General features: G+C 75.0%; 18 protein-coding genes. 10 read left to right on the top strand and 8 right to left on the bottom strand.

Going from position 1 to position 19,212, the window contains the following annotated elements; all coding sequences use genetic code 11:
• Positions 1 to 53 precede the first annotated feature (53 nt).
• Positions 54 to 839 (top strand): IclR family transcriptional regulator, encoded by a 786-nt coding sequence (locus OHT01_RS02805; RefSeq protein ID WP_328551484.1) that lies wholly within the window; start codon positions 54 to 56, stop codon positions 837 to 839.
• Between the two features lie 12 nt (positions 840 to 851).
• Here the strand turns inward: OHT01_RS02805 and OHT01_RS02800 are convergent, their stop codons facing one another.
• Positions 852 to 1,547, bottom strand: coding sequence for a hypothetical protein (locus tag OHT01_RS02800; RefSeq protein WP_328551483.1), 696 nt, complete (start codon positions 1,545 to 1,547; stop codon positions 852 to 854).
• 18 nt (positions 1,548 to 1,565) lie between these two features.
• Positions 1,566 to 1,745: a hypothetical protein gene (locus OHT01_RS02795; RefSeq protein ID WP_328551482.1), complete on the bottom strand. Its 180-nt coding sequence runs from the start codon at positions 1,743 to 1,745 to the stop codon at positions 1,566 to 1,568.
• A gap of 155 nt (positions 1,746 to 1,900) precedes the next feature.
• Between OHT01_RS02795 and OHT01_RS02790 the strand changes: the two genes are divergently transcribed.
• A complete protein-coding gene (locus OHT01_RS02790) occupies positions 1,901 to 2,542 on the top strand; it encodes an isochorismatase family protein (RefSeq protein WP_328551481.1) in 642 nt (213 codons plus the stop codon).
• A 50-nt stretch (positions 2,543 to 2,592) separates the two neighbouring features.
• Here the strand turns inward: OHT01_RS02790 and OHT01_RS02785 are convergent, their stop codons facing one another.
• From OHT01_RS02785 to OHT01_RS02760, 6 genes are all read right to left on the bottom strand, one after another.
• A complete protein-coding gene (locus tag OHT01_RS02785; protein WP_328551480.1) occupies positions 2,593 to 3,282 on the bottom strand; it encodes a neocarzinostatin apoprotein domain-containing protein in 690 nt (229 codons plus the stop codon).
• Entirely contained in the window at positions 3,279 to 3,950 is a 672-nt protein-coding gene (locus OHT01_RS02780) for a neocarzinostatin apoprotein domain-containing protein (RefSeq protein ID WP_328551479.1), read from the bottom strand. The genes OHT01_RS02785 and OHT01_RS02780 overlap by 4 nt, the downstream gene beginning before the upstream one ends.
• Positions 3,947 to 6,016 carry a hypothetical protein gene (locus tag OHT01_RS02775; RefSeq protein WP_328551478.1) on the bottom strand — a complete coding sequence of 690 codons (2,070 nt, stop codon included), beginning with the start codon at positions 6,014 to 6,016 and terminating at the stop codon, positions 3,947 to 3,949. The genes OHT01_RS02780 and OHT01_RS02775 overlap by 4 nt, the downstream gene beginning before the upstream one ends.
• Before the next feature lie 9 nt (positions 6,017 to 6,025).
• Entirely contained in the window at positions 6,026 to 7,141 is a 1,116-nt protein-coding gene (locus OHT01_RS02770; protein ID WP_328551477.1) for a hypothetical protein, read from the bottom strand.
• Positions 7,138 to 8,145 carry a WxL protein peptidoglycan domain-containing protein gene (locus tag OHT01_RS02765; protein WP_328551476.1) on the bottom strand — a complete coding sequence of 336 codons (1,008 nt, stop codon included), beginning with the start codon at positions 8,143 to 8,145 and terminating at the stop codon, positions 7,138 to 7,140. The genes OHT01_RS02770 and OHT01_RS02765 overlap by 4 nt, the downstream gene beginning before the upstream one ends.
• A 131-nt stretch (positions 8,146 to 8,276) precedes the next feature.
• Positions 8,277 to 9,896 (bottom strand): WxL domain-containing protein, encoded by a 1,620-nt coding sequence (locus OHT01_RS02760; protein ID WP_328551475.1) that lies wholly within the window; start codon positions 9,894 to 9,896, stop codon positions 8,277 to 8,279.
• Between the two features lie 504 nt (positions 9,897 to 10,400).
• On the opposite strand from OHT01_RS02760, the gene OHT01_RS02755 reads away from it, so the two are divergent.
• Genes OHT01_RS02755 through OHT01_RS02720 form a run of 8 tightly spaced genes read left to right on the top strand, consistent with a single transcriptional unit; the run spans position 10,401 to position 19,209 of the window.
• Entirely contained in the window at positions 10,401 to 10,961 is a 561-nt protein-coding gene (locus tag OHT01_RS02755) for a MaoC family dehydratase (RefSeq protein ID WP_328551474.1), read from the top strand.
• On the top strand, positions 10,958 to 12,049 hold the full coding sequence (locus OHT01_RS02750; protein ID WP_328551473.1) for an LLM class flavin-dependent oxidoreductase: 1,092 nt from the start codon (positions 10,958 to 10,960) through the stop codon (positions 12,047 to 12,049). Before OHT01_RS02755 ends, OHT01_RS02750 begins: the two co-directional genes overlap by 4 nt.
• The gene (locus tag OHT01_RS02745; protein WP_328551472.1) at positions 12,046 to 13,278 is read left to right on the top strand and encodes a CaiB/BaiF CoA transferase family protein; all 1,233 of its coding nucleotides are present in this window, start codon (positions 12,046 to 12,048) and stop codon (positions 13,276 to 13,278) included. The genes OHT01_RS02750 and OHT01_RS02745 overlap by 4 nt, the downstream gene beginning before the upstream one ends.
• Complete coding sequence (locus OHT01_RS02740) at positions 13,271 to 14,932, top strand: MmgE/PrpD family protein (RefSeq protein ID WP_328551471.1); 1,662 nt, start codon at positions 13,271 to 13,273, stop codon at positions 14,930 to 14,932. The genes OHT01_RS02745 and OHT01_RS02740 overlap by 8 nt, the downstream gene beginning before the upstream one ends.
• Complete coding sequence (locus OHT01_RS02735) at positions 14,929 to 16,086, top strand: RidA family protein (RefSeq protein ID WP_328551470.1); 1,158 nt, start codon at positions 14,929 to 14,931, stop codon at positions 16,084 to 16,086. The genes OHT01_RS02740 and OHT01_RS02735 overlap by 4 nt, the downstream gene beginning before the upstream one ends.
• Complete coding sequence (locus tag OHT01_RS02730; protein WP_328551469.1) at positions 16,083 to 16,595, top strand: MaoC family dehydratase; 513 nt, start codon at positions 16,083 to 16,085, stop codon at positions 16,593 to 16,595. Before OHT01_RS02735 ends, OHT01_RS02730 begins: the two co-directional genes overlap by 4 nt.
• Positions 16,592 to 17,014: a MaoC/PaaZ C-terminal domain-containing protein gene (locus OHT01_RS02725; protein WP_328551468.1), complete on the top strand. Its 423-nt coding sequence runs from the start codon at positions 16,592 to 16,594 to the stop codon at positions 17,012 to 17,014. The genes OHT01_RS02730 and OHT01_RS02725 overlap by 4 nt, the downstream gene beginning before the upstream one ends.
• Positions 17,011 to 19,209, top strand: a complete 2,199-nt coding sequence (locus tag OHT01_RS02720; protein WP_328551467.1) for an acetyl-CoA acetyltransferase — start codon at positions 17,011 to 17,013, stop codon at positions 19,207 to 19,209. The genes OHT01_RS02725 and OHT01_RS02720 overlap by 4 nt, the downstream gene beginning before the upstream one ends.
• The last annotated feature ends 3 nt before the right edge of the window (positions 19,210 to 19,212 follow it).

Here is a 19,212-nt window from a genome sequence, read left to right as displayed (position 1 = left end):
CCCAGGAGCCGCCCGGGGGCTGTTCCACGCACCCGAAACGCACCGAGGACGCTGTGACCGAGGAGAACACCAGCAGGTCGATCGCCGCAGTCGAGCGCGCCATGGACGTGCTCCTGCTGTTCGGCCGCAGCGGCCGCCCCGACCTGGGCATCACCGAGATCGCCCAGCAACTCGGCATCACCAAGGCCGCCGTCCACCGCATCCTGACCGCCCTGCGCAACCGCGACCTGATCATCGCCGACCCCGTCACCCGGCGGTACGCGCTCGGGCCCGCGGCCATCTCGCTCGGCCGCGCCTATCTCGCCCGTACGGACCTGCGCATCCTCGCCGCGCCCGAACTGCGCCGGCTGGCCGCGCAGTGCGACGAGACCGCCACCCTGTCGATCCGCCGCGGCGACACCCGCCTCTACGTCGACCAGGTCGTCCCCGACCGGGAGTTGCGCATGGAGGTCGCGCTCGGCATCCCCCTCCCGCTGCACGCGGGCAGCTCCTCCAAGGCCATGCTCGCCTTCCTGCCCGACCTGGAGGTCGACGGGTACCTGGAGCGGCACGCCCTCGACCGGCTCACCGAGCGGACCATCACCGACCCCGACAAGCTGCGCAAGGAACTGGCCGCGGTGCGGCGCCGCGGCTACGCCACCTCCGTGGGCGAGCGCGAGGCCGGTTCCGCCTCGGTCGCCGCCCCGGTGCTCGGGCACGACGGCCATGTCATCGCCGTGGTGAGCGTCGCCGGGCCGCAGACCCGCTTCAAGCCGCGCATGGCCGAGTGCGCCCCGCTGCTCCTGGCCGCCGTCGAGCGGCTGTCCGCCGAGTTCGGCTACCGCCCCGGCGTGAACTGACCCGGGGCAGGTTCACAGCCGGGCCCCCGGCTTCAGCACGCCCAGGGCCGCCGCGGCCAGCACGCAGGACCAGATGCCCGCCACGTACGGGACGCAGCCGTTGACCGCCGCGCGCAGCGCGCGTTCGGTCGCGGGGGTCGAACCGTCCGTGGCCAGCGCGGTGAACGCGGGGCCGAAGGGCCGCAGCCTGAGCCGGATGCCGAGGCCGCACGCGATGGCCAGCGCGTACAGCGCCACCTTGGCGCCCAGCCACCGCGGATGCGTGTCCACGCCGAACGGTTCGGTCGCCAGGAGCGTGTACGCGCCGGTGGCAAGCAGCGCTCCGGTCAGCCCGATCCGCACGGCCCAGTCCGTCCGCCGGACCCAGGGCCGCAGGCCGGGGTGGTGATGGTCCGTCACCGTGAGCCAGAGCCAGCAGGCGGCGGCCACCCACGCGCCCGCCGCCGTCCAGCCGTTCAGCAGTTCGGGGGCGCCGTGCGGGTCCAGGGCCATCAGCGTGATGCCGCTCGGCAGGAAGAGGACCAGGCAGACCTTCGGCCCGAGATCGAGCACGCCCATGATCCGCAGCGCGGTCGCCCGGGCCTCGAAGGGCAGATCCGGCCGCAGGACGTAACGGCTGGAGACGTACACGCCCAGGTCGCCGCCCAGCCAGAAGACGAACAGCACCAGGTGGAGCAGGATCCACCAGCCGTGCGGATGCGCACCCATGACGTCCCGTCTCCTCTGTCACGCCCCGCAGGGCGGCGGCCCGGCGGAAAGGTCCCCGGCGTGCCCCGGCGGGGCGGACGCCTCGCGGCCGACGGGCGGGCCCGGCCGGGCTCCGCTGTCCGCGGCCCCCACCTGGCGGGCGCCCGCCGCGACCGCGCGGGACACCGGTGCCGCCTGCGGGCGGGGTGAGATCTCCATGCCGGCATTGTGCCGCGCCGATTCCTCTAGCGAAACAGTGTTTCCCAAATTTAGACTGCGGACATGACTGTTCCCCTGTCCCGCATCCGTGTGCCGGAGACCGGCTCCCTCCTCGCGAGCCCCTTCTGCGGCCGGCTGGGGGGTGATCCGAGGTGATGTCGGGTCCCCTCGACGAGGACTATCGCGCGGCCGGGTTCGGCCGCCGCGTCGGCTGGGGCGAGCGGCCCGCGGTCCTCCTAGTGGACCCCGTGCGGGCGTACGCCGATCCCGGCGCCGCCCTGTTCCTGGACACCGCCGCCGATGCCCTCGCGGCCATGCGGCGGCTGGCGGACACGGCCCGCGCGGCCCGGCTGCCGGTGGTCTTCACGGCCGTACGCTACGAGGGCGAACCCGCGGACGACGCACCGCACTTCGCCCGCAAGGTTCCTGGTCTCCGGGCCTTCCGGGCGGGCGCCCCGCACGCCGGATTCACCCCGGTGTGCCCGCCCGGCCCGAGCGACACCGTCGTGTTCAAGCACTACCCGAGCGCGTTCTTCGGTACCGGCCTGGACGGGACACTGCGGTCGTGGGGCGTGGACACCCTCGTGCTCGGCGGGTTCTCGACCAGTGGCTGCGTCCGGGCCAGCGCGCTGGACGGACTCCAGTACGGATTCCGCCCGTTGGTGGTCCGCCAGGCCGTGGCCGACCGGGATCCCGGGCCGCACGAGGCGAACCTCTTCGACCTGGACTCCAAGTACGCGGACGTGATCACGCTCGACGACGCCTGCGCGGGTCTCACCCGGTACGCGCCCGGGTGAGACCCGGCCCGAGGGGTCCGCCGCCCCGACGGGCCGGGGCAGGAGGGTCGTCAGACCGCCCCGTCGCGCCTGCGCCGTACCAGGAGCAGGAACGAGGCGCCGCCCATGACCAGGGTCCCGCCGGCCAGCAGCGCCACCGCGACACCGTCCACGGAACCCGTCCGCGGAAGACTTTCCGACCCGGAACCGGACGAGCCGGAGTCCCCCGAGGACGACCCAGAGGTACTGCCGCCCGAGGCGCTCGCGGAGCCGGACGCCGAAGGACTGGCCGACGTACCGGGCGAGGGCGAACCCGACCCCGAACCGGAGGCACTCACCGTCAGCGGCACCTGGGCGAGTTCATCGGTGGCGGTCACGAACACGGCGACCACGCAGGCACCCGCCTTGGAGGTGCAGTCCGCGCCGCCCGCCTTCGCGAGGATCTTCAGACCGGCGGAGGTCGCGTTGCTGGACGACAGGTGCCAGACACCGGAACCGTCGGTCTTGCCGACCAGCGCGGTCGCCGTGTCGCAGTCGGTCGGACCGGTCGGGTCCGGCTTGCACAGGCCGAGCGGGACGAACGACTGACTCGGGCTCAGGCCCTTGGCGGAGACCGTGACGGTGTCTCCCGGGGTGAGTCCGGTGGTCCTGCTCACGGTCAGGGTCGCGGCGGCCGCGGCGGGCGTCGCCGCCGAACAGACCGCCACCACCGCCGCCAGGGCCGCGGCCCCGGTGCCGGGGCGGAAGATGAAGTGGTTCACGAGGTACCTCCGGTGTCGGGAAGAGGGATGCCGTCGTCGTGCCGGACACGGCGGAAGCCGAGCAGGGCCACCGCCGCGCACAGCGCGGTGAGCGCGGTCGAAGCGGCCCACAGGACGGTCGAGGGCCCGCGCCAGCGAGAGCCCGAGGAGGTGCCGGTTCCCTCCGGCCCCGTCGCGGTGACGGCACGCCCCGCACCCGACGGCTCGCCCCGGGTGGTCCCGCCCCGGAAGCCGACCGGGATGTCGACGGTGTTGGCGGGACGCAGCGCGGCCGGAGTGCCGGTCGGCAGCGGAGAGATGCCCACCACGCACTGGACGGTGCGGCAGTCGATGCCCGCGAAGCGGGCGTGCAGGGTGAGGGTGACGGCGGGGAGCCTGCCCGAGCCGCCGATGTTCACCAGCGTGGCCCCGCCCGCCAGGTCGCAGTCGGTGTTGCTGGTGTATCCCCGCTTGCACAGTCCGACGGCCACCGAGGTGAGTCCGCTGCGGAAGCCCTCCCCCGTGACGGTTATTTTCTGGCCCTCGGCGAGATCGACCGCGGCCGACAGCCTGGCCGTCGCGCCCGGTGGGTCGGCGGCCGAAGCCGTGCCGGTACCGCACAGCGCCAGGACGCAGGCCGCCGTCACCAGGGCCCCGCCGGGCCCGCCGGGGGAGGACCACCACCTCATGCCGATGCCTCTCTCGTACGGGGGACCGGCCATGCCCCGGGTGCCCGGCGGCCGGTGGAGAGGCCGACCGTGCGGCCCCCGAGGACGGGTGACGGTTGTGTCGTGGCGACCAGTACGGCGGTTCCGTGGCCGGTGATCCGGTGCAGCAGGTCGGCCACGTCCGGGTCGGCCGCGAGATGCAGCGTGCCGGGCCCGGTGAGGTCGAGCAGCAGGAGCCGTGGCCGGGCGATCAGCGTCAGGGCGAGGCCGAGCACACAGCGTTCGGCCGGTTCGAGCGCGGCGGGTGGATCGTCGCCGCGGGACGCCAGGAAGGGGAACGCGGCGCGGGCGGCGCGGCACAGCTCGTCGGCCCGCTCCCCGTCCAGCGGGGCCACGGCGGACCGCAGCGCGCCGGACACGCTGGTGGGAGAGGCGAGTTGCGGCAGCGCGCCGGCCACGGCACCGTCCTGCGGGTCCAGCAGCGCGCAGAGTCCGAGCCGCCAGCGCGTCGCCGCGTCGGTACCAGCCGGGTCGTGGCCGAGGATCGTGCAGCGGCCGGGAGAGGGCCGCGGGATTCCGGCGAGCGCGCGGAGCGCTGTTCCACCCCTGCGGCCGGGCAGTTCGTCATAGAGGACGACCAGCTCTCCGGGGGCGACGGACAGCCGCAGTCGGGTCACCCGGGGCCGGTTCTTGTGGCGCACCGCCAGTCGGCGCACCTCCAGTGTCGGGGGTGCTGCCCGAGGGACTCCGGCGTGCCGTGCGGCCCGGTTGCGGCGCAGCAGCAGGGCGGCCCGGCTCAGGGGCAGGGCCGAGGCCAGGGCGAGCGCGTCCCCGGCGTCCAGGAATCTCCCGGCCAGCGCCAGCGCGCCGACCCCTGTCAGACCTCCGAGCAGCGCGGGCAGGGCGCTGCCGCGGAATCCGGTGGCCCGGAGCGTCGACACGCCCGCGGCGGCGCAGCCCAGTGCCAGCGTCAGCGAGACCACGAGCTGCCGGGTGTCGGCCGCCGCCGCCGACGCGGCGCTCGCCGCGGCGACGGCGAGCAGAAGCATGGACAGGGGCAGAGGCAGATACAGGCGTGAGGGTGGGGCCGGGGCCGGGTTCCGGGGCGTGAGCTCCGGTCGGCGCGCCCCGCCACCGGGGCGCGCGAGCAGGCCCGCGGGCACCAGTGCCCCGGCCAGCGCCGCGGTTCCGGTCAGAGCGGCGGGCGCGCCGCCGAGTTCCAGTCGCCGGAACACCAGCAGGTCCTGCGCCGCGAAGAACACGGCCGCGGCCGCCGCCGAGAGAACGGCGATGTCCACCGCGGCGCTCCGCACGGTGGATCCGGGCCGCGCCCCACCCACACCGGGCTCGGCCCGCGCGAGGGACGGACTCGCCGCGTCCGCGGCTTCGGTCGGGCTGGTGCGAGGAGGGGCGGACGTCACGCCGGTTTCGACGGTCGCACCGGGCTCGGCCCGGGCGGGGGAGGGATTCGTCGCGTCCGTGGCTTCGGTCGGGTTGGTGCGAGGAGGGGCGGACGTCACGTCGGTTTCGACGGCCGCATCGGACGAACAGGCTTGTTCTCGGCCCGAGTTGTCCGGGGTCCTGCCTGGGCGGTTCAGCGCGAGCGGTGTGAGCAGAGCCGCCGCCGCCGCGCCGCACACGGCGAGCGCCGCGCCGGGGTGCTCCGCCAGCCACCCCGTCAGAAGCCCCGCCGCTCCCAGCCCCGCGAGCCCGCTCGCGCACCAGGCCGGCGTGGCGCGGAAGAGCCGAAGCGCCGGCGTGCCGAGCAGCGCGCCCGCGAGCACGGCCCCGCAGTACACCGGGACCGAAGGCCACAGCCCCGCCGCCGTGTTGAGCAGGCAGGCGAGCAGCGCGCAGCGCGCGGCCGTGCGGAGGGTGACCGGGCGCCGCCGGAGGAACCCGCGGGCGGCTCCCGCGCCGAGGACGCACAGGACGGCGGCGGTGAGGAGCACGTAGCGCACCGCGGCACCGGGCATTCCCACGACGGCGCCGAGCAGCGGAGCGCCGAGCACCAGACCGCCGGGGAGCAGTCCGGCCGCGGCGCCGCTCAGGATGTCTTCGGCCCATGGAGCGTGCGACGACGTCATGACGGCCTTTCACCCCGCCTTCTGGGAACGGGTGTCGCGCGGTTCGGCGGACTCCGCCCCGGTGGTGCCCCCGGGCCGCGACGGCAGCGGTGGAGCGAGCAGCCGTACGAGGTCGTCGAGCCCCCGGCGGTCGGTCAGTTCGGGCTTTCCCGACGCGTGCCGCAGCAGGGTGTGCAGGGCGATCGTCCGGTCGTCGGCGACCCCCGCGCGCGCCAGGAACGTACGCAGTCCCGCGAGTTCGACGGTGACCGCTGCCCCGGCCGCGTCCGGCGGGAGGACGGCCGCCCCTGTCGGACGTTCCCGGAAGCGGCGGCGGGCCGCGACGCCGATCGCGTGGACGAGGAGCAGAGCCGAGAGCCCGGCGGCCGCGATCAGCCCCCAGGGATAGACGTCGGTGGCCGAGGAGAAGGTCGCGGACGCGTACGTGCCGCCCACGGCGTATCTTCCGAAGGCGGCGACCGGCAGTGTGACGCGGACGCGGTAGGTGCGGGTGGCACCGGCCGGCAGGTCCGTGGTCAGCGGGGCCGAGACCGGGATGTCCGCCGTACCGCCCGTACCCCAGGCGACGATCAGCGGGGCCCGGCCCAAGGCGGTCGTCCCGGGGTTGCGGACCGTGACCGTGAGAGTCCGGTGCGGGGAGGCGCCGAACAGTTCCGCCAGTCCGGGCGAGCCGGAGATGTGCGTACGGACCACGTCGACGCGTGGGGTCCGGGCGAGCGACGGGAGCGCCGCCTCCGGCTGTCCGTCGAGGTCGACGTCCACCTGGGCGCCGCTCGCGCCGGGCTGGGCCGTCACCCGGATCACGCAGGGGCAGCGGGACGGTGGCGCGCCTGCGACGAGCGTCACCCGGAACGTTCCGTCGGCGGCCACGAGGGCCACCACGGACCGCAGCGTGTCGCAGTCTGCGCTGCCCCGCAGCGCGCGGGCGCCGCACACCTCCGCCTGCGCCGTGGCTCCCGAAGGCCAGTCGGTACCGGTCACCGTGACCGGCCGCCCCGGCGTCAGCCGCGTGGTGCCGGCGCTGATCGCGGGCTGGGGGGTGTCCGCGCGGGCGGGCGTGGTGAGCGGCGCCAGGCCGGCCAGGAACGCCGCCGCGAGCGCGCTCGTGCGCACCGCGCGGCTCATGGCGTGTGCTCCAGCCGGGCGCGGCGCCGTCGGCGCACCTGTGAGAGGGCCAGGGCCAGCAGCGCCAGGAGCGCCAGAAGGACGGCGACGGTGGTCCAGGACAGCAGTACGGAGCCGGTTTCGGCGGACGCGGCGGGCATGCCCTGAGCGCTCACGCGCACGGAGGCGTGGACGTAGTCCAGTGGGGGAGCGCCGTCCCAGACGGCGGTGATGACGGTGCTCTGACCGGGCAGCAGGACCGGCAGCCGGGTGGTGCGGAATGTCTTGAGGGTGCGGCCGAACAGCCCGGTGGCACGCGGGCGGGCGCTCGGCTGGATGACGGTGTTGCCGGTGTTGACGACGGTGTAGCGCAGGGTCGCGCGCCCGGACCGGAACGGCACCCCGGCGGGACGGTGGGCCAGCCGTACGTCGCGCACGCCCACTCCGGGAGTGAGCGGGCCGCCCACGGTGAGCTGCACGCGTACGGCGATGGCCCGCTGGATGCCGAGGTCGACGCCGTTGTCCCGGCCGGCCTGTTCCACCGCGTTGTCGAGCGCGACGATGCCCCCGACATGGGCGCCGGGTGTCGCGTCCGGGGGCACGGTCAGTGTGAAGGGGATCTCCGCGCCGCGTCCCGCGGGGATCACCAGGGCGTTGGTGCGCAGCTTCACCCAGCGGCCGACGCCCTGCTGGGCCTGCCCCGCCTCCCGGTAGGCGAGGGCCCCGTCGCGCGGTGTGTTGTACGCGTCGGTCCCGTACACCTGGAAGGAGAGCGGGACCTCGGAGAGGTTGCTGATGACGACCGCGTCCTTGATCGTCGAGCCCGGCGCGGCGTCCAGGGAGAAGGCGCTGCGCCGTGCACCGTCGGTGACCGCGCCCGCGGGCCGTACGGACCAGGCGCTCGGCCCGCTCCCGGCGGCCGCCGCGGGCGTGGGACACACGAGAAGGACCAGGAGCACGGTGAGCAGCACGCGGGTCACCGTCGGGTGGATCGCCCCGGGCCTGCCGCGGCGTCGGATGGGCATCGTGTGCGCTCCTGCTCCTGCTCCGGCGGTGGGAGACGGGTGGTGAGCCGATGGTGCGAATGCCGCAGCGGCCGCGGCGTGGGTCCTCCACGCCGCCAACCGCCATGCAGCAAAGCCGATATGACGATCCTTCAGGAGAGCGTGAGGCGGAGTACGGCCTCGTACGCACCGCTCTGGGTGATGGCCGGCACGTCGAGGGCGAGTCCGGCGCCCGCGTCGAAGTGGCCACCGGTCACGGACGCCGGATCGGTGCTCGCCGCCTGGGTGCAGAGCGGGGCGGCAGTGGTCGTGCTGAGCGGCCCCGGCGAACCGGGCGTGACCGTCGAGGCGGCGGCGGCTCCCGTGTGCACACCGCAGGTCGGTGTCCAGGACAGTTGTCCGGCCGGAATGACCGCTCCGGACGCGGTGCGGAAGTCGGTGACCGTGCCCACCAGTGACCAGCCCTGGGTTCCGCCGCGGAAGTCCTTGACCTGGACCGAGCGCAGCGTGCCGGCGGACGTGTGGTCGGTGCCGTCCACGGTGACCGGTTCGAAGGTCACCTCGCCGGGCTCCTGCGCCATCGTCAGTGCGCCGCCCGCGACCACGATCTTGAGGTTCTGCTCGCTCGATCCGCCGTTCGCCGCGGCCGCCCAGGCCGCCTCGGCGGAGTCCGCGGCGGTGCCGTCCCGCTCGGTCGCGACGATCTTCACGGTGCCCGCCGAGGGGGTGAGCGTGGCGGTGAAGGACCCGCGGGCGTCGACCGGTGCTGTCACCGCGAGGTCCGTGGTGGCCGCGCCGGTGTCGTCGACGGGCGTGAGGGTGACCTCGTCCCCGGGGTCGAAGCTCGCGCCCGTGACGGTGGTCGGCGTGCCCGGTCCGCCTCCGGAGGGGCTCAGTTGGAGGGTCCTGGTGCCGAGCACTCCCAGGACCAGGGTGGCGGTGATGCCGCTCTGGGTGATGTGGAGGCTGTGCGGTCCCGGTGCCGCGGACTCCTTGACCAGGACGGTTCCGGTGAGCTTCCCGGTGCTGTCCACGGTGAGGTCGGGGCTGATGTCCGTGCCGGAGCAGTCGGTTCCGGTGAGCGAGCACAGCTCCACGGTGCCGACGGCCGCCGAGGGCGTCCAGCCGGTGCCGGCGAGTGTCACGGTGTCACCCGGGCGGGCACCGGTCGTGTCGGCGGCCGGCCGGCCGGAGATCTTCGATACCGACGCCGTGCCCGATCCTCCGGCGGGGGTGACCGTCATGGTGTGCAGCACCGGGGCGTCGCCCTGCAGCGTGCAGGCCAGCGAGAGCCCGTAACTCGCGATGTCGAGCGTGATCTGACCGGGTGTCAGGGTGACGCTGCCGGGCTGGGCGACGGTCAGGTGCCCGCTCAGTTCCGGGATCGGGATGATCCCCTTCGCGGGGATGGCGGGGTGGGCGGCGGGCGCGCTGAGCGTGATGGGGTCCTGTCCGGAGACGAGGACCTGGGCCGAGGCCGCGACGCTGTTCGCGGGCAGCGCCACGGGACCGTTCGCGGGACCCGCGTCGTTCAGGTCGAGGGTGACGTCGACGCTCTCCCCGGCGGCCGCGGTGGCCGGAGCCGTGAGGGTCGCCGTCGTGGTGAACTGCGAGTGCGACGTGCTGAAGACGCAGTCGTACGACACGGAGGCGCTGCCGGCGGACGCCGGGGACGACCCGCCGAGGACGAGGGAACCGGCCGCCGCGACGACGAGTGCGGCGAGGGCGGCCCCGCCTCGTCTCGGGGCGGGCCCGGGGTACGGGTGTTTCATGGAGCGCTCCTTTCGTGGAGCGGGTGCGCGCAGGCGCGTCGGTGGTGTCGGGAACGGTGCCGCCCTCGGAGCGGACGTCCTGGTGGCCGGACACCCGTTCCGGCGGAGGCGCTCGCCGGACCTGCCGTTGCCGGGTGCGGGGCGCCCGGTCGGGCGAAGCGTCCGGAAAAATCCGGCCGCTCGTTTCCTTGAGTGAAACTGTGTTTCGAAAACGTCGCTCAAATACAGCGCCAGGCCGGTAGTCGTGTCAAGGGGCGCACCGTTTCGCTCCCGTAAAACCGGTGGTGCGTCGGCCGGTCGGAGGAGCGGCTTCCGGACGGGTGAGCGCGCGTGCATTGATGGAAACAGTGGAACGCATAGGGAAACAAGGCCCTTGACGCTCTCTCGTGCGTGCTCCTAGGGTTGGCCGCGGCGAGAGCCTCGAAACGCCTGCGCACAGGCGGAGTTGAGGGCCAGCCGCGGTCACCGCGTCCGGGCCGGATCCGGCCCAGGGGGAGGATCCGTATGAGCCCGTCATCGGGCACCGGCCGGGCCACCGGCACCGTTCGCCCCGGCTGGAGCGGACGCTTCTACGAGGACTTCGCGGTCGGCGACATCTACGAGCATCCGCTGGGCCGCACCCTCAGCGAGGCGGACAACACGTGGTTCACGCTGCTGACGATGAACACCAGCGAGATGCACTTCAACGAGGTGTACGCCGGGCACAGCGAGTTCGGCCGGTCCCTCGTCGTCTCCACCCTGACGCTGGCCGTCGCGGTCGGACAGAGCGTCACCGACCTCACCCGGAACGCCTTCGCCAATCTCGGATGGGAGGACGTCAGGATGACCGCCCCGGTGTTCGCGGGCGACACCCTCTGGTCCGAGTCGATCGTCCTGACGACCCGCGAATCCGCCTCACGACCGGCAGCCGGCCTCGTCACCGTCCGCACCCGGACCCTCAACCAGCGCGGCGAGCAGGTGTGTTCGTTCCGCCGCACCTTCTACGTCCACAAGCGCGGCGTGCTCCCCGCGGACCGCCACCGCCCCCGGGCCGCAGCACCGCTCGGCCTGGACGACACCCCGTGAGCGCGCCCCGGCCGCTGCCGCGGATCGGCTACGCCCCGTGGGGGGAGACCCTCGACGAACTGGTGGCCGCCGGACGCGCGGCACGCGAAGCGGGCGCGGACACCTTGTGGGCGGGGGAACTGCACCGCAGCGCCACGATCACGGCGGCCGCGCTCGCCCCCGTCGCCGGCCCGGCCCGGGTGGGCACCGCCGTCGCGCTCGCCTTCGTCCGCAGCCCGCTCACCACCGCGCTGGAGGCGCTCGACCTCGACGAACTCAGCGCGGGCCGTTTCGTCCTGGGGCTCGGCAGCGGCGTCCGGCGGCTCAACGAGGACTGGCACCGCACCGCCTTCGACCCGCCCGTACGACGGCTGCGGGAGACCGTCGCCTGCATCCGGGCGTTCACCGCCGCGTGCGCGGACGGCGGCACGATCGAGGCGGGCGGCGACGTCACCGGCGTCCGCATCCGCGGCTACCGCCGCCCCTTCCCGCCGCTGCGTCCGCGCATCCCGGTCCATCTCGCCGCCGTCGGACCCGCGATGACCCGCCTCGCCGGTGAGATCGCGGACGGCTGGATCGGCCACGAACTGGGCTCACCCGCCCACCTCAAGGACACCGTCCTGCCCGGACTCGCCGAAGGCCGCGCCCGTCGCCCACCCGCACCGGCCGCCCCCCGACCGGACGGCAGGGCGGCGGCCGACGGCGGCCTCGACGGGTTCGAGGTCATCGCCTCCGCCTGCTGCGCGATCGACCCCGATCCCCGTCGCGCCCACCGGCTGGCCGCGGGCGGCCTCGGCTTCTACGCGTCGGTCCGCACCTACGGCCCGCTGTTCGCCGCGCACGGGCTCGAAGCCGCGCAGCGGCGCGTCGTCGAGGAGTTCCGCGGCGCGGGCGCCCGCGCCGACCGGCTCGGCCATGTCGTCGACCCCGACATGACACGGGCCCTGGCCCTCACCGGTACTCCCGAGGAGGTGGCGGAACGGCTCACCGAGTACGCGGCGGTGGCCGACTCCGTCAAGCTCGGCCCGCCCGTCCACGGGCTGGAGCCGCGGGAGATCCGCGCCGCCCAGGCCGCGGTCATCGATTTCATCAGGGAGGTGCGCGCGTGAGCCCGCCGACGCCCTCCGAGGGCCCCGTCCCGCGTCCGCTGGCGGACGTGCGGGTCCTCGCGGTCGAGCAGTACGGGGCGGGCCCGTTCGGCACCCTGCACCTCGCCGACCTCGGCGCCGACGTCATCAAGATCGAGGACCCGGGCGCCGGTGGTGACGTGGGCCGCTATGTGCCGCCCCACCAGCACGGCGAGGACTCGCTGTTCTTCGAGGCGTTCAACCGCAACAAGCGAAGTGTCTCCCTCGACCTCGGCCATCCCGCGGGCCGGGCGGTGTTCGAGGACCTCGTCCGGCACAGCGACGCGGTCTACTCCAACCTGCGGGGCGATGTCCCGGAGCGCATCGGCATCACGTACGACACCCTCAAGCATCTGAACCCGGCGATCGTCTGCTGCTCCCTCACCGGCTTCGGCATGACCGGACCCCGGTCCGCGCAGCCCGGCTACGACTACATCCTGCAAGGCCTCGCGGGCTGGATGGATCTCACCGGCGAACCCGGGGGGCCGCCCGCCAAGTCCGGTCTCTCCCTCGTGGACTACTCCGGGGGTTTCGTCGCCGCGCTCGCCCTGCTGGCCGGCCTGCACGCCGCCCGCCGCGACGGCCGGGGCCTCGACTGCGACGTCTCCCTGTACGACACGGCGCTGAGCCTGCTCACCTACCCGGGCGTCTGGCATCTCAACGCGGGTTTCACCCCGACCAGGACCCGGCACTCCGCGCATCCCTCGCTCGTCCCGTTCCAGGCGTTCCGGGCCCGCGACGCCTGGATCGTCGTGGGCTGCGCCAAGGAGAAGTTCTGGCAGCGCCTCGCGGTCCTGCTGGATCACCCCGAATGGGCGCGCGGCGACCACGCGTACGGCACCTTCGAGGGACGCCGCACCCACCGCGACGAACTGATCCCGGAGCTGGAGAAGCTCTTCGCCGGACAGTCCGCCGCCACCTGGGTCCAGCGGCTCACCGACGCGGGCGTGCCCTGCGGGCCCGTCAACACCGTCGCCGAAGCCCTCGCCGACCCCCACACCGCGGCCCGCGGACTCGTCGCCGAGACCAGCCATCCCCACTTCGGCACCGTCCGCAACCTGCTCAGCCCGGTACGCACCGGCCCGCCCGCCCCGTCCCACCGACGGGCACCGCTGCGCGGTGAACACACGGGTGCGGTCCTGAGCGAGATCCTCGGATACGAGGAGAGCCGCATCGCCGGGCTTCACGACGAGGGGGCCTTCGGTGCCTGAGACCACCGCGAACGGCCGCGACCCCGAAACCGCCCCCGCGGCGTCGGACACCCGCGATCCCGCCTCGCGCTCCGCTCCTTCCGACGCCTCCCGAACCGCCCCCGACGGTTCGGCGGACCCGTCCGGGGCGGCTGCGCCCGATCCCGAGGGCCCTCCTGGTCCCTCCGGTCCGAACCACGCCTGCGCGCACCGCCCCGGTGCGGCCGGTCACCAGCGCCATCCGCACCCTCACCCGCACGGGCACCCTCACCCGCTCGGCACTCAGGACGCCGAAACGGTTCCGGCCGCCGCCCGCATCGCCGACTGGGCGGGCCGGCTGACCCTGGACCAGGTGCCCAGCGTGGTCCGCCGCGCCGTGCGCCGACAACTGCTGGACGGCGTCGGCTGTCTGCTCGCCGGACTGCGGAAGGACGCGGCCCGTCCCGCGCTGGCCGTCGCCCGGGGACTCGGCGGCCCTCCGGAAGCGGCGGTCCCCGGCAGCACCGCCCTGATCGGCGTACCCGCCGCCGCACTGGCCACCGGCGCACTCGTGCACGCCCTCGACTTCGACGACACCCACCCCGGCGCACTCGTCCACGCCACGGCCGCCGTGCTCCCCGCACTGCTGAGCACCGCGCAGCACACCACCGCCACCGGCGCCCGCGTCCTGACCGCCGCCGCCGCGGGATACGAGACCGCGGTCCGGGTGGGCCTCGCCGCCCCGTACCGCTTCCACGCCCGCGGTGTGCACGCCACCCAGGTCGCGAGCGTGTTCGCCGCGCCCGTCACCGCGGCGGTCCTGCACGGCACGAGTGCCCCTGTGCTCACCCACGCGCTCGGCCTCGCGGGCAGCAGCGCGGGAGGACTCCTCGAATTCCTCGATGCGGGCAGCGACACCAAGACCCTGCACCCCGGCCTCGCCGCGCACGCCGGACTCGTCGCCCTCCGCCTCGCCACCGCCGGAGCCGAGGGCCCGGCCACCGTCCTGGAGGGCCGTTACGGCGTGTTCGCGGCGCTGGCCGGACATCCCGTCACCGCCGCCGAGGCCGCGGGCGACCTCGGCGAGATGTGGCACGCGCCCGCCGTCGCCGCCAAGCGGCACCCCTGCTGCCGGCTCATGCACCCCGCTCTCGACGCCGCACGCGTCCTGCACGGCCGCCTCGCCGGCGCCGAACCGGCGTCCGCCGTCGTCGACGTTCCCCCCGGTGCGGTGCCCGTCGTGTGCGAGCCCGCCGGCCCGCGCCAGGCACCGCGCACCGCCTACGAGGCGAAGTTCGCGCTCCCGTACTCCACGGCCCTGATGCTGCTGGACGGCCGGGTCACACTCGACTCCTACGACCGTCCGGCCGGTGCGCGCCCGGACGCCGCCGCGCTGGCCGCCCGCGTCACCCACCGCGAACGCCCCTGGCCGGGCCCCGCCGCGGAGGCCCCCGGCCGAATCCGGCTCCGCACCACGGACGGAAGTGAGCTGTCCGCCGAGGTCCCCGGCGGCCACCACCCCCCGCCCCCGACCGAGGAGGTGCTGGTGAAATTCCACGCCAACGCCGGCGGAGAGAACGCCCTCACCCGCGAACTCGCCGAACGTGTCCTGCACATCGACCGCGAACCGACCCTCGCCCGGATCCTCGACCTCACGGCGGCCATCGCCGCCTCCTTCGAGCGGCGGACTCCATGAGCGCCCCGGTCCGCCCCACCACCCGCCTCACCGCCGTGGCACCGTCCGAGGACGACGGTCCGGCCGCGCAGGCCCGCGCCGTGTGCGAACGGCTGGCGCGGCTGCTGCGCGAACGCGGTGGCGTCCCCGGCGACATCGTCCACCTCACGGAGTTCGTCGGTGTGGCGGCACTCGAAGCCCGGGACGAACTCGCCGCCGCGCTCGCGGAGTTGCTGGAGTCCCACCGTCCGGCACGTACCACGGTCATCAGCGAAACGCTGCCCGCGGGCGCCCACTTCGCGCTCGCCGCCCGCCTCGACCCCGGCGGCGGCCGATCGTTGCCCGCGGGTCTGCGCGAGGCACGGGACGGGACGGTCGTCCTCCCGACCGTCCTGCCGCTCGACCCGCACGGGGACCTCGCCCACCCGGGCGACTTCCCGCGCCAGTACGCCCACTGCCTGCGCACCGCCGACCGACTGCTGCGCGGAGCCGGCCTCAGCCTCGACCACGCGGTCACCACCTACGACTACTCCACCCCCGCCACCCGCCGCGCCTATCCGCTCTGCGCGGGCCCGCGCCGCGAACTGCTCGGCGGGGCAGGGGTGTTCCCCGGAGCGGGCGGCATCCTCATGTCCCGGCTGCATGCCCCGGGCGTCCTGGTCGCCCTCGACGTCACGGCCTCCCGCCACCCCCTCACCGCCGTCAATCCCGGCTGGCGGCGCTACGACACCCTCACCTACAGCCCCGGTGTGCGCGCGGGCCGCACCCTCCACATGTCCGGCTTCGCCGCACTCGACATGGACACCCAGCAGGCCCTGCACGCCGGTGACCCGGCCGCCCAGACCCACGCGATCTACCGCGCGGTGCGCACCGTGATCGAGGCGGCAGGCGGCGGACCCGAAGACCTCGTGCACACACAGGAGTTCCTCTGCCCGACCGCCCTCGCCCCGACCGCCCGCGCCGACTCCGCCTCGCCCGCGGGGACCACCGCGACCTCGGCCGACCCATGGGCCGAAGCCCGTGCCGGGGCGCTGGGACCCGGCGCCCGCCCGGCCGTCACCACCGCAGGCTGCGCGGCACTGCTCCGCCGCGAGTTCCTCATCGAGGTGTTCCCCACCGCGGTCCTGCCCGCGTCCGCCCTCGCGCCCGGGGACCTGCCCGAAGGAGGCCGATGACCAGCACCCTGCTCACCGACGAACTGCGCGCCCTCGTCGGCCGCACCGCCGTCTACACGGCACCCGAACCGCTCGGCCGCGCCGCCCTGCGCTACTTCGCGACAGCCGTGGGCGACACCAACCCCCTGTGGACGGACGCCGGTTACGCCCGTGCGCAGGGCCACCCCGACGTGATCGCACCGCCGACCCTGATCTGCGAGACCAACCAGTACACCGGCCTGCCGCCCGACGAGGACGGCTACGCGGGACACACCTGGGGCATCCGCATCCCGCACACCGCCACCGTGCGCGGCTCGCACACGTACACCTTCCACCGGCCCGTCGGTCCCGGCGTCCGGGTCACCGCCACCTGGACCCTCCTCTCCCTCGGCGAACGCACCACCGCCGACGGCCGCCCGCTGCTCACCGTCACCTCGCGCTGCGCCTACACCGACCAGTACGGCACCCCGCTCGCCGAGAACGAGGAGACCGTCCTGCACGTCTCACTGTCGCCCGAGGAGCCCCGGTGACCGGACCCCAACTGCTGCCCGGGGCCGTCGTGCCACCCCTGGAGAGGTCTTTCCCGCTCACCCGACTGGTCGCCTACGCGGGCGCCACCTGGGACTGGCACCGGCTGCACTACGACACCGCGCACGCCAACGCCAGAGGCCTGGCCGCCCCCGTCGTGGACGGACAGGTCTTCGGGGCACTGCTCGCCGAACAGCTCCTCGACTGGCTCGGCCCGGCCTGTGTCCTGCGCCGCCTGCACTTCCGTTTCGCACGGCCGGTGTTCGCCGGAGAGACCGTGCGCTGCGCCGGCCGCGTCACCGTCGTCGACGGCTCCCTCGTGACCGTCGAGCAGACCGTCGAGGTCCTGGGCCCCCGGGCCCGTACGGCCGTCGCCCCCGCCGGAGCCCTCCTGGAACTCCGCGAACCGGGGGGCCCGTGAACACCGGAGTGGCCGTGGTCGGCGCGGCCGAGTCCGACCTCGGCGTCAGCGACCTGCCCGCCCTCGCGCTCCTCGCCCAGGGAGTCACCAGGGCCCTGGACGACGCCGGCCTCGCCCTGCGCGACGTGGACGGCCTGGCGACCTCCGGCACCGGCCGCTTCCCGGCCACGCAGGCCGCCGGCTACCTCGGGATCGCACCCGCCTGGACCGACTCCACCTTCGCGGGCGGCAGCGCCTTCGAGATGTACGTGGCGCGGGCCGCGCAGGCCATCGCGGCCGGGCAGTGCGCGACGGTCGTCATCGCCTACGGCTCCGACCAGCGCTCCCGCCGCTCCCGCAGCCTCACCGGACCCCTCGACCCCGCCGCGCCCGAGGCCCAGTTCGAGGCCCCGGCCGGTCCGCTGTACCCGCTGTCCCACTACGCCATGGCCGCCCGTCGCTACCTCCATGTGTACGGCCACTCCCGGCGCGCCCTGGCCGAGGTCGCCGTGGCCGCCCGCGCGTGGGCCCTGCTCAACCCCGCTGCCCACCGCCATGGGGCAGGGCCTCTGACGGTCGACGACGTGCTGGCCGCCCCGATGGTCTCCAGCCCCCTCACGAAGGCCGACTGCTGCCTCGTCACCGACGGTGGCGGCGCCGTCGTCCTCACCTCCCTCGACCGGGCCCGGGATCTGCGCCGACCCCCGGTGCGCGTCCTCGGGTACGGGGAGGCCACCACCCACACCGGCTCGGCGGGCCCGGACGACCTGCTGGCCAACCCGGGCGCGTACGCCAGCGCGGCCCGCGCCTACCGGCGCGCCGGGCTGACACCGGCCGACATCGACGTCACCCAGGTCTACGACTCGTTCACGATCACCACGCTCCTGACGCTGGAGGCCCTCGGCTTCTGCGGGCCCGGCGAGGCGGCGGACTTCGTCGCCGACGGCCGCATCCGCCCCGGCGGCGGCTTCCCCCTCAACACCGGCGGCGGGGGACTCTCGTACGGGCACCCCGGCATGTTCGGCGTGTTCCTTCTCATCGAGGCGGTACGGCAGTTGCGCGGCGAGTGCGGCCCGCGCCAGGTTCCCGGCGCGCGGACGGCCGTCGCCCACGGCACCGGCGGCATCCTGTCCACGCACGCCACGGTGGTCCTCGCCCGCGACGACCCGTGCGGTCCGGGTACGGCCCCGCCCGGACCACCCGGGCCCGGCCGCGGGCCGGATCCCCCGCGGCCGCGGGAGGGGCCGCTTCCCGCACCCCTCGACGAGCCCGTCCGGCAGCCCGAGGTCCCGCCGCCGGGCGGACCGTCCCGCACCGCCTCCGACGACCCGGTACCGAGCCCGGAACCCCGGCAGCGGTGGGACGGTCCGCTCCCCGCACCGTCCGGCGATCCGGTACCGGGTCCGGAAACCCGGCAGCGGTGGGACGGTCGGTTGCCCGCGGCCTGTGGCGATACGGTGCCGGAAACCCGGCAGCGGTGGGACGGTCCGCTCCCCGCGCCCTCCGGCGACCCGGTGCCGGGTCCGGAAACCCGGCAGTGGTGGGACGGTCGGTTGCCCGCGGCCTGTGGCGATACGGTGCCGGGGCCGGAACCTCGGCTGCGGTGGGACGGTCGGTTGCCCGCGGCCTGTGGCGATTCGGTGCCGGGGCCGGGACCCCGGCAGCGGTGGGACGGTCCGCCGCCCGCGCCCGCCGACGAGGGCCGCGTCGGGACGCAAGTCCCGCCGTGGGACGGCCCCCTGCCCGCGCCCGCCGACGCCGTCACCCGGCCGTGGTGGGACGCCACCCGCGTGGGACGGCTCACCGTCCAGCGGTGCGACGGCTGCCGCACCGCGCAGCATCCGCCCCGCGTCCTGTGCACCGGCTGCGGAGCCACCCACGGTCTGCGGCTCCTCCCGGTGGCCGCGACCGCGGTCCTGGACACGTTCACCGTCGTGCACCGCGCGCCGTCCGACCGCCCCCTGCCCTACGCCCTCGGCCGGATCCGCCTCGCCGAAGGCCCGGTGCTCCTCGCGCCGCTGGAGGGGGACCACGAGGCACTGCGGTGCGGTCAGTCGCTGCGGCTGAACTGGCGGACGCTCCCCGACGGCAGGATGCTGCCCGCGTTCCACCCCGCCGGGGACGCGGCGGACCTCTCCGCCGCTGCCCGGCCCGGACCGCCGATCACCGACCCGCCGCACGCGGCGCCCGCGCCGCCCTCCGAACCGGAGCCCTGAGCC

Origin of the sequence: Streptomyces sp. NBC_00358 (assembly GCF_036099295.1) — a bacterium.
In the GTDB taxonomy this organism is placed as follows: domain Bacteria; phylum Actinomycetota; class Actinomycetes; order Streptomycetales; family Streptomycetaceae; genus Streptomyces.
The sequence above is the reverse complement of the archived record's forward strand: the minus strand, read 5'-3'. Positions and strand labels throughout refer to the sequence as shown.